This window comes from Halobacterium wangiae (genome assembly GCF_021249345.1).
GTDB lineage: Archaea > Halobacteriota > Halobacteria > Halobacteriales > Halobacteriaceae > Halobacterium > Halobacterium wangiae.
Genome location: NZ_CP089588.1, coordinates 268,204 through 280,215, shown reverse-complemented (window position 1 = coordinate 280,215; position 12,012 = coordinate 268,204). Strand labels below are relative to the sequence as shown.

At 68.0% G+C, this 12,012-nt stretch carries 12 protein-coding genes; 4 read left to right on the top strand and 8 right to left on the bottom strand.

Translation table 11 applies throughout. The features are described 5' to 3' along the window. The first annotated feature begins 120 nt into the window (after nucleotides 1-120). Together LT965_RS01440 and LT965_RS01435 are read left to right on the top strand one after the other, a co-directional pair. Entirely contained in the window at nucleotides 121-1,620 is a 1,500-nt protein-coding gene (locus LT965_RS01440; protein ID WP_232703604.1) for a uracil-xanthine permease family protein, read from the top strand. A 49-nt stretch (nucleotides 1,621-1,669) separates the two neighbouring features. Beyond that, nucleotides 1,670-2,080: a hypothetical protein gene (locus LT965_RS01435; RefSeq protein ID WP_232702237.1), complete on the top strand. Its 411-nt coding sequence runs from the start codon at nucleotides 1,670-1,672 to the stop codon at nucleotides 2,078-2,080. A 37-nt stretch (nucleotides 2,081-2,117) separates the two neighbouring features. Here LT965_RS01435 and LT965_RS01430 read toward each other — a convergent pair whose 3' ends face one another. Beyond that, nucleotides 2,118-2,426, bottom strand: a complete 309-nt coding sequence (locus LT965_RS01430; protein WP_232702236.1) for a Zn-ribbon domain-containing OB-fold protein — start codon at nucleotides 2,424-2,426, stop codon at nucleotides 2,118-2,120. Beyond that, nucleotides 2,423-3,562 carry a thiolase family protein gene (locus LT965_RS01425; RefSeq protein ID WP_232702235.1) on the bottom strand — a complete coding sequence of 380 codons (1,140 nt, stop codon included), beginning with the start codon at nucleotides 3,560-3,562 and terminating at the stop codon, nucleotides 2,423-2,425. Before LT965_RS01425 ends, LT965_RS01430 begins: the two co-directional genes overlap by 4 nt. Nucleotides 3,563-3,664: 102 nt before the next feature. Between LT965_RS01425 and LT965_RS01420 the strand changes: the two genes are divergently transcribed. Then, the gene (locus LT965_RS01420; protein ID WP_232702234.1) at nucleotides 3,665-5,101 is read left to right on the top strand and encodes a dihydroorotase; all 1,437 of its coding nucleotides are present in this window, start codon (nucleotides 3,665-3,667) and stop codon (nucleotides 5,099-5,101) included. A gap of 254 nt (nucleotides 5,102-5,355) precedes the next feature. Here LT965_RS01420 and LT965_RS01415 read toward each other — a convergent pair whose 3' ends face one another. The 3 genes from LT965_RS01415 to LT965_RS01405 all read right to left on the bottom strand — a co-directional run bounded on the left by LT965_RS01415 (nucleotide 5,356) and on the right by LT965_RS01405 (nucleotide 9,184). Continuing rightward, nucleotides 5,356-7,017 (bottom strand): methyl-accepting chemotaxis protein, encoded by a 1,662-nt coding sequence (locus tag LT965_RS01415; RefSeq protein WP_232702233.1) that lies wholly within the window; start codon nucleotides 7,015-7,017, stop codon nucleotides 5,356-5,358. A 108-nt stretch (nucleotides 7,018-7,125) separates the two neighbouring features. Then, entirely contained in the window at nucleotides 7,126-7,392 is a 267-nt protein-coding gene (locus LT965_RS01410; RefSeq protein ID WP_232702232.1) for a DUF8152 family protein, read from the bottom strand. Beyond that, the gene (locus LT965_RS01405) at nucleotides 7,385-9,184 is read right to left on the bottom strand and encodes a DEAD/DEAH box helicase (RefSeq protein WP_232702231.1); all 1,800 of its coding nucleotides are present in this window, start codon (nucleotides 9,182-9,184) and stop codon (nucleotides 7,385-7,387) included. The genes LT965_RS01410 and LT965_RS01405 overlap by 8 nt, the downstream gene beginning before the upstream one ends. A gap of 339 nt (nucleotides 9,185-9,523) precedes the next feature. On the opposite strand from LT965_RS01405, the gene LT965_RS01400 reads away from it, so the two are divergent. Then, complete coding sequence (locus tag LT965_RS01400; RefSeq protein ID WP_232702230.1) at nucleotides 9,524-9,757, top strand: hypothetical protein; 234 nt, start codon at nucleotides 9,524-9,526, stop codon at nucleotides 9,755-9,757. Here the strand turns inward: LT965_RS01400 and msrB are convergent, their stop codons facing one another. The 3 genes from msrB to LT965_RS01385 form a co-directional block, all read right to left on the bottom strand. After that, entirely contained in the window at nucleotides 9,758-10,153 is a 396-nt protein-coding gene (gene msrB, locus LT965_RS01395; protein WP_232702229.1) for a peptide-methionine (R)-S-oxide reductase MsrB, read from the bottom strand. A gap of 241 nt (nucleotides 10,154-10,394) precedes the next feature. Beyond that, complete coding sequence (locus tag LT965_RS01390) at nucleotides 10,395-11,030, bottom strand: alpha/beta hydrolase (protein WP_232702228.1); 636 nt, start codon at nucleotides 11,028-11,030, stop codon at nucleotides 10,395-10,397. Beyond that, complete coding sequence (locus LT965_RS01385) at nucleotides 11,027-11,971, bottom strand: VOC family protein (RefSeq protein ID WP_232702227.1); 945 nt, start codon at nucleotides 11,969-11,971, stop codon at nucleotides 11,027-11,029. Before LT965_RS01385 ends, LT965_RS01390 begins: the two co-directional genes overlap by 4 nt. Nucleotides 11,972-12,012: the final 41 nt, after the last annotated feature.

The window sequence follows — 12,012 nt, the reverse complement described above, 5'->3', positions numbered from 1 at the left end:
GGGGCACTCCACTCCAGGACGGAGGGCATTCACATGACAGACGACAATTCAGACACTGTAGACGGGACGAACAGTTCGGGTGACCCCGAGATGGTACCAGACGGTGGGAGCGAAGCCTCGATGGTAGAGTACGGTATCGAGGACAAGCCGCCACTCGGCCAGTCGATACTGCTGGGAACCCAGCACTGGCTGACGATGATCGGTGCGACGGTCGCCATCCCGCTCGTTCTCGCGGGCGCTCTCGGCTTCGACGGGGGCCAGACCGCCCAGCTCGTCGGGACGTTCTTCGTGGTCTCGGGCATCGCGACGCTCGCACAGACCACCGTCGGGAACCGCTACCCCATCGTGCAGGGTGGGACGTTCTCGATGCTCGGTCCGGCAATCGCCATCATCACCGTGTTGACGGCCTCCGGGACGACAGAACCGACCGTACTGATGCGAGAGCTCCAGGGTGCCATCATCATCGCCGGTGCCGTCGAGGTGCTCATCGGCTACTTCGGCATCTTCGGTAGCCTGAAGAAGTACATCGGGCCGCTGGTCATCTCCGTGGTCATCGCCCTCATCGGGCTCGCACTAATCGGAGTGCCACAGATCATCAGCGCCTCGCAGAACTGGTACCTCGCGGGACTGACGCTCGTACTCATCGTCCTGTTCTCGCAGTACCTCGAGGACTACTCGCGGGTGTTCAAGCTCTTCCCGGTGTTACTGGGACTGGGCGCGGCGTACCTGCTCGCAGTAGTGCTCTCGGTCGCGGGTATCGTCGACATCGTCTCCTTCTCGGCCATCCGGGAGGCGCCCGCACTCCGCCCGATCACGCCGTTCCAGTGGGGTATGCCGCTGTTCACGCCGTCGTTCGCAGCCGGTATGATCGCGGGGATGCTCGCGTCGGCCATCGAGAGCTTCGGAGACTACCACTCCGTCGCCCGGATGGCTGGCGAGGGCGCCCCGAACAAGAAGCGCATCAACCACGGCCTCGGTATGGAGGGCCTCGGCAACGTCTTCGCGGGGATCATGGGGACCGGTAACGGCTCCACGTCCTACACGGAGAACGTCGGCGCCATCGGTATCACCGGCGTCGCCTCCCGCTACGTCGTCCAGATCGGCGCCGTGGTGATGATCGTCGTCGGCTACGTCGGGTACTTCGGTGCGTTCGTCACCACCATCCCGAGCGCCATCGTCGGCGGTCTGTTCCTCGCGATGTTCGCACAGATCGTCGGTGTCGGGCTCTCGCAGCTCCAGCACGTCGACCTGAACCAGAACCGCAACGTGTTCGTGCTCGGGTTCGGGCTGTTCGCTGGCCTGTCCATCCCGCAGTACATCTCGAGCGTTCAGAACGCCGAGGGGATCACTTTCGAGGCCGGAATGTCGCAGGTGCCGGTCCTGGGCTCGGTCCTCGGCATCCCCGAGGTCGCGACGACCCTCAGCATCATCCTCGGCACCGAGATCGCGGTCGGCGGCATCGCCGCGTTCATCCTCGACAACACCATCCCCGGCACGCCGGAGGAACGCGGCCTCACCGCCTGGGAGGACATCACCGAGGACGAGGACGCCTTCGAGCCGTACCACGAACGGTACATGCCCGGCGGCGAACCCGCGAACGAGAAACTCGCGGACGACTAACCGTCCGCGGTTCCGCAACGCAAAAGAACCACTGCAGTTTCTTTCGACCATGAGTGAGCAGGGACAGGAACGCCGTTCCGTCGAGATCACGCGCATGCCGCTGCGCACCGGCGGCTGGATCGGCTACTCCGAGGATGCGGTGTACGTCGACCGCGGTGGGGAGGAGCGGGTGAAGATCGCCAACGAGGCAATCCAGAAGATCGACCGGCGGCTCCTCGAGTGGGACATCGCGGTGATGAGCCTGCTCCTCGTGGGCGTCGGTGGCTACGTCGTGGCGACGCGCAACCCGCTGGTCGGCGTGGCGTTCGCGGCAGTCGGCGTCTACAGTTTCTACCGGACGTACCGCAAGCGGAAGAAGCTCGTCGTACACGTCGAGAACAAGCGGAAACCGGTCGTCGTCCACCCGGAACGCTCGAGGGAGTGCCAGGAGGCGCTGGCCGACAACATCGGCCTGGAGTGACTCCCTCGGACGCGCCCGGCGAGTCTCCGCCGGGTACTCAGGCGCGTTCCAGCCGCGGGCCGCGGTGCCCCTCGCGGAGTTCGTAGTCGCCCGTCAGCACCACCTCGTCGCCCGCGCTCAGTTCCTCGTCGACGAGCTGTGCCGTCAGCGCCACGTCGCCGAACCGGGCGATTCCCAGCGGGTTCGGCTCCCGGACGCCCGGTGGCGTCACCCGCGAGACGGTGGTGGAGACGAGTACGCCCTCGCCGAGTTCGACGTCCGCGAACGTTTCGCCGCCACAGTTCGGACAGCGGACGCGGTCGTACGCCCACTGCTCGCCGCAGGTCTCGCACTCAGTCGCAGTCATGTGCTCACCTCCAAGATGGAACAGACCGCGTTGTTCCCGAAGCCGGCGACGTTCACCGCCAGGCCGGTCTCGCAGTCCACCTGCCTGCCGTCGGCCTCGCCCCGCAACTGCCAGACGAGTTCGACGAGCTGGGAGACCCCGGTCGCGCCGAGCGGGTGGCCGCGGGCCTTCAGGCCGCCGCCGGGGTTCACCGGCAGGTCGCCGTTGCGGCGCGTCTCGCCGTCCATCGTCGCCTGCCACGCCTCCCCGGCGTCGTAGAAGCCGAGTTCCTCGAGTTCGAGCAGTTCCAGGACGGTGAACGCGTCGTGGATGCACGCGACGTCGACGTCCGCCTGGTCGCGGTCGGCGGTGACGAACGCGCGCTCGCCCGCCGTCGCGACGCTCTCGATCTCGAGCGGGTCGTCGCGCTCCGCGACGGCGTGCGTGCCGACCGCGCTCTCGCAGGACCGGACCGTCACCTCGCCACCGTCGGCCTGCAGGACGAGCGCGGCCGCGCCGTCACTGGTCGGACAGCAGTCGTAGAGGCGGAGGGGGTCCGCGATGAGCGGGGAGTCGGCGGCGTCCTCGACCGTTACCTCCTTCTGGAACTGCGCGTACTCGTTTCTCGCGCCGTTCGCGTGGTTCTTCGCGGCGACCGTGGCGAGGGCCTCGTAGGGCGCGTCGTAGCGCCGGAGGTAGGCGTCCGCGGCGAGGCCGCCGAACGACGGGAGCGTGACGCCGTGGGCGTACTCCTCGGGGTGGACGATGCTCCCGATGACGCCGGTGGCCGTCTCCGTGCTCGCACTGGACATGCGCTCGCCGCCGGCGACGAGCACGGTGTCCGCGGCGCCCGAGGCGACCGCCTGTACGCCGCGCTGGAACGCGCTCGCGCCGCTCGCGCTCGTGTTCTCCACGCGGTCGGCCTGCGCGCCGTGGGCGCCGAGGCTCGCCGCGAGCGCGTTGTGGAGGCCCGAGAGGTCCTCGAATGCCTCCGCGGCCATGTTCCCGACGTGGACGGCGTCGAGTTCGTGGCCAGCGACGCCCGCGTCGTCGAGCGCGCGCGACGACGCACGCTCCAGCAGCGTTCTGACGTCGGCGTCGGCGTCCGAGGCGAAGCGCGTCATACCGGCACCGCCGATAGTGATGGCTCTCTCCATTGGGCTGACGACCCCGAGTTACCACCACGTTCACGTATAGGTTCGGAATCCGGTCACACACAGCATGCGTAAACTTAAGTGGGGGAGCGCGATTTCTCCTGTATGGGCACGCAGTCCGCAGACCTGAGAGTCGTCAATGCGCGCGTCGTCACTCCGTCGGGCACGATCGACGGTGGCGTGGCGTCGCGCGACGGCAAGATCGTGTCGGTGGGTACGGAAGCCAACCTCCCCGACGCGGAACGAACCATCGACGCAGAGGGCAACTACCTGATTCCCGGGTTCATCGACCCGCACGTCCACTGGGGGCTCTCGCGCTACGAGTACGACTACCACGAGGGCCTCGAACACGACTTCGAGACCGAGACCCGCGGGGCGGTCCACGGCGGCGTCACCACCGTCGTGAACTTCCTCCTCCAGCCGGACCCCTACCTCCCGGACATGGAGTTCTTCAAGCAGGCGGGCGAGGAGAACTCCTACATCGACTTCGCGTACCACGCGATCGTCCACCAGGACGAGCACGTCGACGAGATCGAAGGCCTGGCCGAGGAGGGCATCCGTTCGTTCAAGATCTTCTTCAACTGGTACAAGCACGCCAGCCCCGAACTCGGCATCGACCACTCCGACGCCGGCCGCACCTACAAGGTGCTCGACAAGGTCTCCGAGATCAACAACGGCGTCGTGATGTTCCACGCGGAGAACGAGGACCTCGCCTACGAGCGCCGCAAGGAGCTCCAGGAGGAGGGCCGCAACGACCTCCTCGCGTGGTCGGAGTCCGCGCCGAACATCTGTGAGGCGATGCAGATCGAGCAGATCGCTCGCCTCACCGAGTACACGGACTCCCGCGCGTACATCGTCCACATGTCCACGGGCGAGGGCGTCGACATCTGCGAGCGCTGGCAGGACCAGGGCGTCAACGTCCACGCAGAGACGCTCCCCGCGTTCCTCAGCCACACGAAACACGACGAGGAACTCGGCACGTGGGGGAAGATCAGCCCGCCGCTCCGCGGCGAAGAGTCCCAGAAGCGCCTCTGGGAGGGCCTCCGCAACGGCACCGTCGACTACCTCGGCACCGACCACTGCCCGCACAAACTCGAGTTCAAGGAGAAGGACACGGGCAAGCACGGCGACATCTGGGACGCCATCCCCGGCGACAACAACGGCATCGAGTACTTCCTCCCCGTGATGATGAGCGAGGGCGTCAACAAGAACCGCATCTCGATGGAACGCCTCGTCGAGATCTGCGCCGAGAACAACGCCAAGCGCTGGGGCCTCTACCCCCGGAAGGGCGCGCTGGTCGAGGGGTCGGACGCCGACATGGTCATCGTCGACCTAGACAAGAGCAAGGTCGTCGACGACGACTTCTACCACACGATGGAGCCCCGCTACTCGACGTTCCACGGCGACGAACTGACGGGTCTCCCGACCCACACCATCGTCGGCGGCGAGGTCGTCGTCAAGGACGACGAACTGCAGGTCGACGCCGGCGGTCGCGACTACCTGCCCCGGTACGACAACGGCGTGCCGCGCGGCGACGAGTAGCGTACCCCTCTCTCGGCATCCCGCGGTCGCACTACCACGCGGGGTACGATAGCCGAGCGCAGCGAGGGTATCGGCGTTCCGCGCGAGTAACACGAGCGCGGTGTACGGGAGACGCGATGCGTCTCTCGGCGTTCCACGCACGCAACACGAGCGTGGAGGTCGCCAGTCGGCTGTTCTCTCGAGTGGATACCTGACGGCGTAGCGGTCGCTTCTGGTTTGGTGCGACCGCAGAAGGGGGTGACCGCGCGTCGGGACTACTCGTCGTCGACGGTCGCTCGCTCGTCCTCGTCGAGGCGGAAGTCCGTGAGGCTGGCGGCCATATCGTCGGCGATGTCGTCGACGTCGCGGGACTGGTCGGCGACGTCGGTGACGGACTCGCGTTGCTGCTGGACGCCCGCGGCGACCTGCTGCATGCGGCCGCTCACGTCGCGGCTGGAGTCGGCGACCTCCTCGACGAGCTGGTGGACCGTCTCGGCGCTCTCGGCCTGGTCCTCGGTGGCGCTCGTGATCTCGCTGAGACCGTGGTTCGTCTCGGCAATGGCCTCGTCGATCTCCTCGATGCGGTCGACGACGTCCTCGACGGCGGCGGCGCCCTGCTTGACCTCCTCGTTGCTGTCGCCGATCGCTTCGGCGGTGGTGTCGATGCCGTCCTTGAGGTCGTCGACGATCTCCGCGATCTCGGCGACGGCCTCCTTGGACTCCTCGGCGAGCGCCTTCACCTCGTCGGCGACGACCTTGAAGCCGCTGCCGTCCTCGCCAGCGCGCGCGGCTTCGATGTTCGCGTTGAGCGCGAGGAGGCTGGTCTGATCGGCGATCTCGTCGATCATCTCCGTCATCTCGTTGATCGTGTCCATCCGCTCCTCGAGGGACTGGACGACCTCCATGTTGCGCTCGGAGGCGGCCATCGCGGCCTCCATCCGCTCGATCGCGTCCTCGGCGTCGTCGGTCCCCTCGGAGGCGAGTTCGTTGGCGTCCTCGGCCAGACGGTCGATCTCCTGGGCGGTCGCCGCGATCTCCTCGACGGTCGCGGAGAGCTCCGAGACGTTCGCCTCAGCGCGCTCCGTGCGCTCGGTCTGCTGCTGGGCGACCTCCGAGACCTGGTCGCTGGACGCCTCGATCTCGCCGATCGCCGAGCTCGCCTCCTCGCTGGCCTCGCTGAGCGTCTCCGCGATCTCGTCGAGTTCCGCGGCGTGGTCGCGGGCGGTCGTCAGCGACTCGCGAGTGGTCCGCACCGCGTGGTCGAGGTCCGACGCCATCTCGTCGAACTCCCAGTAGACGTTCCTGATGGCCTCGAAGTCGGCGTCGGGTTCGCGGACCTCGGGTTCGACGGTGAAGTCACCCTGGGAGAGCGCGTCGAGGCTCTCCTTGAGTTCGTCGACGACCTCGCTCTGATAGGCCTCGAGTTGCTCCTCGCGCTCGCGCAACTCGACACGCTCGGTGATCTCCTCGTTGATCTCGAGGGCGCCGACGACGTCGCCGTCGGCCCCGAAGAACGGCATGACGGTGCGGTTGACCGGGACCTCCTCGCCGTCGACGCTGACCGTGTCCTCGAGGTTCCGGACCGCCTCGCCGGTCTCGAGGACCTTCCGCATCACCGAGTTGTCGGCCTCGTCGTAGTCGAAGAGGCAGTCGCCGTACAGCTCGCCCGGCTCGCGGCCGAACAGCTCCCGACCCTCCTCGTTGAGCTGCGTGAAGTAGCCCTCGTCGTCGACGATGAAGATGGGGTAGCCCATCCCGTCCATGATGCTCTCGACGACGGAGCCGACCGTCGCTCGTTCCCGCCACGCCTCGGGGTCGTGGTCGTCTCCGTCCAGGTCGCCGGGCGGCTCGACGCCGCCGCCCGCCGAGCTGTCGGCGTCGGCGCTGCTCGCCGAGCCGGTGACGCCGGCGACTACACTCGTTAGAAATTCGAACATTGTACTGCGGTCACCCTGACTAGGGGAGCGATGACGAACCTCGTATTTAAAATGTGGGTGCCGTCTCTCAGCAGTGATAGTTCGCGGCCGGTCGACCCGGAAATTTTGTCAGTCGTCGAGGAGCTCAGTACAGCACGCCCGCGCGGCCTCGACGTGCCCGTCAGCGCGCTCGTCACCGGTCTCCTCGACGTTCGAGAGCAGCTCCCGGGCCTGCTCGACACGCCGCTGTACGACCGCCTCGGTGGTCCCCGGTTCCAGTGCGTCTTCGACCACGGCCTCGGCCTCCCCGAGGTAGTGGCTCGCCGACCGCTCGACCGGCAGTTCGCCGGTCGCGACGAGGTGGTCGTGGAGGTCCCGGAGGCGCTCGTCAGTCACGGTCGCTCCCCGACTCGGTAACGCGCACGCCCTTCGCCGCGAGGTGGCGCATCCGGTTGCGCGCGTCGTCCTCCTCCTCGGTGCCACGGGTCGCTAGCACGAACAGCAGCGACTGGCCGCCCGGCCGCATCGTCCGGCCGGCGCGCTGGGCGCCCTGCCGCCGACTGCCGCCGAGCCCCGACGCGACGACGGCGAGTTCGGCGTCCGGCAGGTCGATGCCCTCGTCCCCGATGCGGGAGACGACGAGCGTGTCAAGTGCGCCAGTGCGGAACTGGTCGAACAGCGACTCGCGCTCCACGTGGCGCGTCTCCCCGCTCACGAACGGCGCGTCGAGGACGTCCGCGAGTCGGTGACCCTGTTCGAGGTAGTCGACGAACACGAGCGCCTGCTTGTCGGGGTGCTGGCGGAGCAGGTGTTGCGCCTCCTCGTCTTTCGCGGGGTTCTCCGCGGCGAGTCGCCGACGCGTGTGCCCGCTCTCGCTGGCGTACTCGTAGCGCGCGTCGTCGTCCAACCACGGAACGTAGCGTATCTCGACCTCCGGTTCCGCGACGTAGCCCGCGTCGAACAGCGCGTCCCAGTCCGTCCCGATGGGCGGCCCGATGAGCGTGTAGATGTCCATCTCTCGGTCGTCCTCGCGGACCGGTGTGGCGCTCAAGCCGAGGCGGTGTTTGCTCTGGAGGTCAGCGGAGCGCCGGAATACCTCCGAGGGGATGTGGTGGGCCTCGTCGTAGACGATGAGCCCCCACTCCCGGTCGTCGAAGACGTGGCGGTGGCGGTCCATGCCCGCGGTCTGGTACGTCGCGATGGTCACGGGACGGACCTCCTTGCTGCCACCGTGGTACTCGCCGACCTCCTCGCGGGTGAGCGAGGTGTGCGCGAGCAGTTCGTCGCGCCACTGCGCGGCGAGTTCGCGGCTCGGAACGAGCACCAGCGTCTCGCCGCCGACCGCTTCGAGAGCGCCCATCGCGGCGACGGTCTTCCCGGCGCCCGGGGGCCCGACGAGCACGCCGGAGTTCGCGTCGACGAACCGCTGCACCCAGTCGGCCTGGTAGTCCCGCAGTTCGAGGTTGAGCGTGACGTCGAGGGGGTCCCCGGTCTCGAGGTCGCGGTCGTCCCGGACGGGGTAGCCCGCCTCGTACAGCGTGCGCTTCAGTTCCGCGACCTTCTCCTCGGCGACCCACGCCTCCGTGTCCGATATCTTCGCGCGCAGCACGTCGTCGGCGAGTTTCTGCTCGGCGACGTTCCCGAGCAGGCTCTCGCTCTTCGCTTCCAGGACGACGTAGCCGTCGTCATGGGTCCGTAGGCGGAATCGGGTCGCTCGCGTCCACTGCTCCTCGACCCAGTCCTCGAGGCCGGGAACCTCGCGCGGGAGCACGCGCCGCATCGCCTCGAGCAGCGCGTCCAGGGACTCGAACGGCGCCGCCCAGACGTCTTCCTCCCGGACGACGTAGCGGTAGCTCCCAGTCCGCGTCGTGTCTTCGAGGTGTGCGAACCGCGAGAGCTGTGCGCGCGTGAACTGCGCGGGCTGGTCGACGATGATCTCGCGGCGCCCCGGGAACGGCACGACGCGCTCGCGGTCGGTCAGCTCGAGCCAGTCCCGCGGGTACCACACCACGGGGTCGGACTCCACGCCCGCCCGCTCGACGTCACCGCGCTCGGCGAGTTCGTCCAGGGCCTCGGCGGCCTCGGCCTGCGTGCACCCCAGCGCCCGCGCGACCTGTGCGGCGGTGGCGACGGGGCGTCCCACGGACTCGAGTGCGTCGTGGAACGCCTCCTTCGAGATGTCTGTCACTACCCGCCGTAGGACGCCAGCGGGAAAACGGGTTACGGCTTCTGCCGGACGCGTCCACTCCACCCCCGAGTACAGGTCCGCCGGGAACTATTTCACTGCGTGCGACGAAGTAGCACACATGGCCGAATCAGTTCCCACACTGCGGTGTGCGAAGTGCGGGCGCTCGGCTCTCCTGGAAGACTGGGGGACGGCGACGCACCCCACACTCGGGGCGATGACGCAGTGCCCCGACTGCGGGAGCACGAACGTACAGACGTCGCGGTAGCCCGGAGCGAGTAAGTGTCACCCCGGGACCACGTACCGCCGGGATTTATTGTCGAACGGTGGCCAGCGGGGGTCGTGTTTCGAAAAGTAGTCGACCTCGTCCCGAACGCGCTCCTCGGACAGGCGGCGCTCGGCGTCGGCGCATTCGGGTTGATTATGGTCGTGGGGTACAGTCTCGCGTACGGGTCAGACGGACTGATGGCGCTCGGCTTCTCGCGGCAGACGGCCGGCATCGCCACCGTCGTCGTGGTCCTCGCCGCCTGCCTCTACGGCCTCTACTGGTTCGCCACCCGGATGATCGACTGGTAGCTACGCCTCGGGTTCGAAGTCGAGCGCGACGGAGTTGATGCAGAACCGCTCGCCCGTCGGCTCCGGCCCGTCCGCGAAGACGTGGCCGAGGTGGCCGCCGCAGTTCGCGCAGACGACCTCCGTGCGTTCCATCCCGTGGCTGTCGTCGGGGCGGCGCTCGACGGCGTCGCCGTCGATGGCGTCCCAGAAACTCGGCCAGCCGCAGTGCGCGTCGAACTTCGTCTCCGCGTCGAAGAGCACGGCGCCGCAACCCGCACAGGTGTACGTGCCGTCCTCGTCGCGGTCGACGTGCTCGCCGGAGTACGGGCGCTCGGTCCCCTGCTCGCGCAGCACGCGGTACTCCTCCTCGGAGAGTTTCTCGCGCCAGTCGACGTCGGTTTCGGGTGTGTTCGACATACTCACGTTTGGTGCCGACCGCAGGTAAGCGTACAGGTTGGCCAACTTGGGGTTCGAGAGCGACCTGTCTCGTGGACTCCGTCTCGAAAGCCCCGAGGCTGTGGACTTGATGGGCTCGCTGCGCACTTCACTCCCTCACTACGTTCGGTCGTTGCAGTGCTTCCCGTAGCCGTCCGGGGCTTTCGAGAAGGAACTTTCGGAGTCTACAGACGCTGCTTGCCGACAGACGACTGATGCTGACCTACAGACTGTCGACCATACTAGCCGCGAACTTCAGTTCGTCCTCGTTGACGCCGTGGCCCATGCCCTCGTAGATGCGTTCGGTGACGTCGGCGTCCACCGACTCGAAAACGGCCTTCGTCTCGTGGACGCGCGACTCCGGGATGTGGGGGTCGCGGTCGCTGCAGCCGAGGAAGACGGGCGTGCCGTCGAGGCTGCCGGCGTAGTCGTAGGTGGTGCCCTCGGGGCCGTGGAGGCCGCCGGAGAACGCGACGAAGCCGCCGAAGCGCCGGGGGTTGCGCGCGACGAACTCGCTGCCGAGACAGGCGCCCTGGGAGAACCCCAGGAGGAGGACGCGGTCGGCGGGCACGTGCTCGGTGACGTCGCGGAAGACGTCGCCGACGAGCGAGAGCGCTGAGGAGAACCACGGCTCGTTCTCCCTGGTGGGTTCGAGGAAGCTCTTCGGGTACCAGGTAGCGCGGGCGGCCTGCGGCGCGACGAACGCGGTGGCCTCGCTGGGCAGGTCGTCGGCGAACTGGAGCATCCCAGTCGCTCGCGCACCCCGGCCGTGGAGCAGGACGACGGCCCGCTCGGCGTCCTCCAGTGGCGTGCCGCGGTGTTCGACCGGCTGGCCGTCGTGGGGGTCAGCTTCGCTCACGCCGACCCCTCCAGTTCGAGCGGCGGGAGCCGGGATGCGAGCGTCTCGCGGTCGTCCTCCAGCCACGGCGGCAGCTTGAGCGCGGAGCCGAGGTCGGCGACGTCCTCGTCGACGGCGAAGCCGGGGTCGTCGGTCGCCACCTCGAACAGCACGCCGCCCGGCTCCCGGAAGTAGATCGACCGGAAGTACTGGCGGTCCTTCTGGGGCGTGGTCGCCATCCCGACGTCGGAAACAGCGTCGCCCAGCGCGGCCTGCGCGTCGTCGTCGGCCGCGCGGAAGGCGATGTGGTGGACAGTCCCGACGCCGGGCTGCCCCCGCGAACCGCCACTCGTCAGCACGTCCACGACGCTCGCGCGCTCGCCGGCGACGTAGCGCACGCGGTCCCCCTCCTCGTCCGTGCGCTCGTAGCCGAGCGTCTCGAGCACCGTCCCCGTTGACTCCGGCTCTGTCGGGTGGAGCGTGACGCCGTGGAAACCGCGGATGGCGTGTTCCTCGGGGACTGGTCCGTCGCTCCACGGTTCGACGTCGCTGTCGTCCGCTATCAGTTCCAGAGGCTGTCCGTCGCCGTCCTCGAACGGCAGCACGCGGGTCCCGAAGCGCTCCTGGAGGTCGCCGTGTTCGACGCCGCGGTCAGCGAAGCGCTCGGTCCAGAACTCGAGGCTCCCCTCGGGGACGACGAACGACGTCGCGGTGGTCTGTCCGCGGCCGGGCGTCCCGGAGCGGCCGTTCTCGAACGGGAAGAACGTCATAATGGTCCCCGGCGTCCCGACCTCGTCGCCGTAGTAGAGGTGGTAGGTCGTCGGGTCGTCGAAGTTCACGGTGCGCTTGACGAGGCGGAGGCCGAGTTCCTCCCGGTAGAACCGGGCGTTCTCCCGTGGGTCGCCGGCCACCGCGGTGACGTGGTGGAGCCCCGCCGTCTCTGGTGTGTCGGCTGGTGTCATCGTGGTACGGGGTAGACGACCCGGACGTAAACGTCTCAGCT

What these genes read in the sequence shown, in the direction of transcription:
- msrB (WP_232702229.1), bottom strand. Translation starts at nt 10,153, where the DNA reads ATGTCGAACACACCCGAAACCGACGTCGACTGGCGCGAGAAACTCTCC.
- LT965_RS01420 (WP_232702234.1), top strand. Translation starts at nt 3,665, where the DNA reads ATGGGCACGCAGTCCGCAGACCTGAGAGTCGTCAATGCGCGCGTCGTC.
- LT965_RS01440 (WP_232703604.1), top strand. Translation starts at nt 121, where the DNA reads ATGGTAGAGTACGGTATCGAGGACAAGCCGCCACTCGGCCAGTCGATA.
- LT965_RS01415 (WP_232702233.1), bottom strand. Translation starts at nt 7,017, where the DNA reads ATGTTCGAATTTCTAACGAGTGTAGTCGCCGGCGTCACCGGCTCGGCG.
- LT965_RS01425 (WP_232702235.1), bottom strand. Translation starts at nt 3,562, where the DNA reads ATGGAGAGAGCCATCACTATCGGCGGTGCCGGTATGACGCGCTTCGCC.
- LT965_RS01385 (WP_232702227.1), bottom strand. Translation starts at nt 11,971, where the DNA reads ATGACACCAGCCGACACACCAGAGACGGCGGGGCTCCACCACGTCACC.
- LT965_RS01435 (WP_232702237.1), top strand. Translation starts at nt 1,670, where the DNA reads ATGAGTGAGCAGGGACAGGAACGCCGTTCCGTCGAGATCACGCGCATG.
- LT965_RS01430 (WP_232702236.1), bottom strand. Translation starts at nt 2,426, where the DNA reads ATGACTGCGACTGAGTGCGAGACCTGCGGCGAGCAGTGGGCGTACGAC.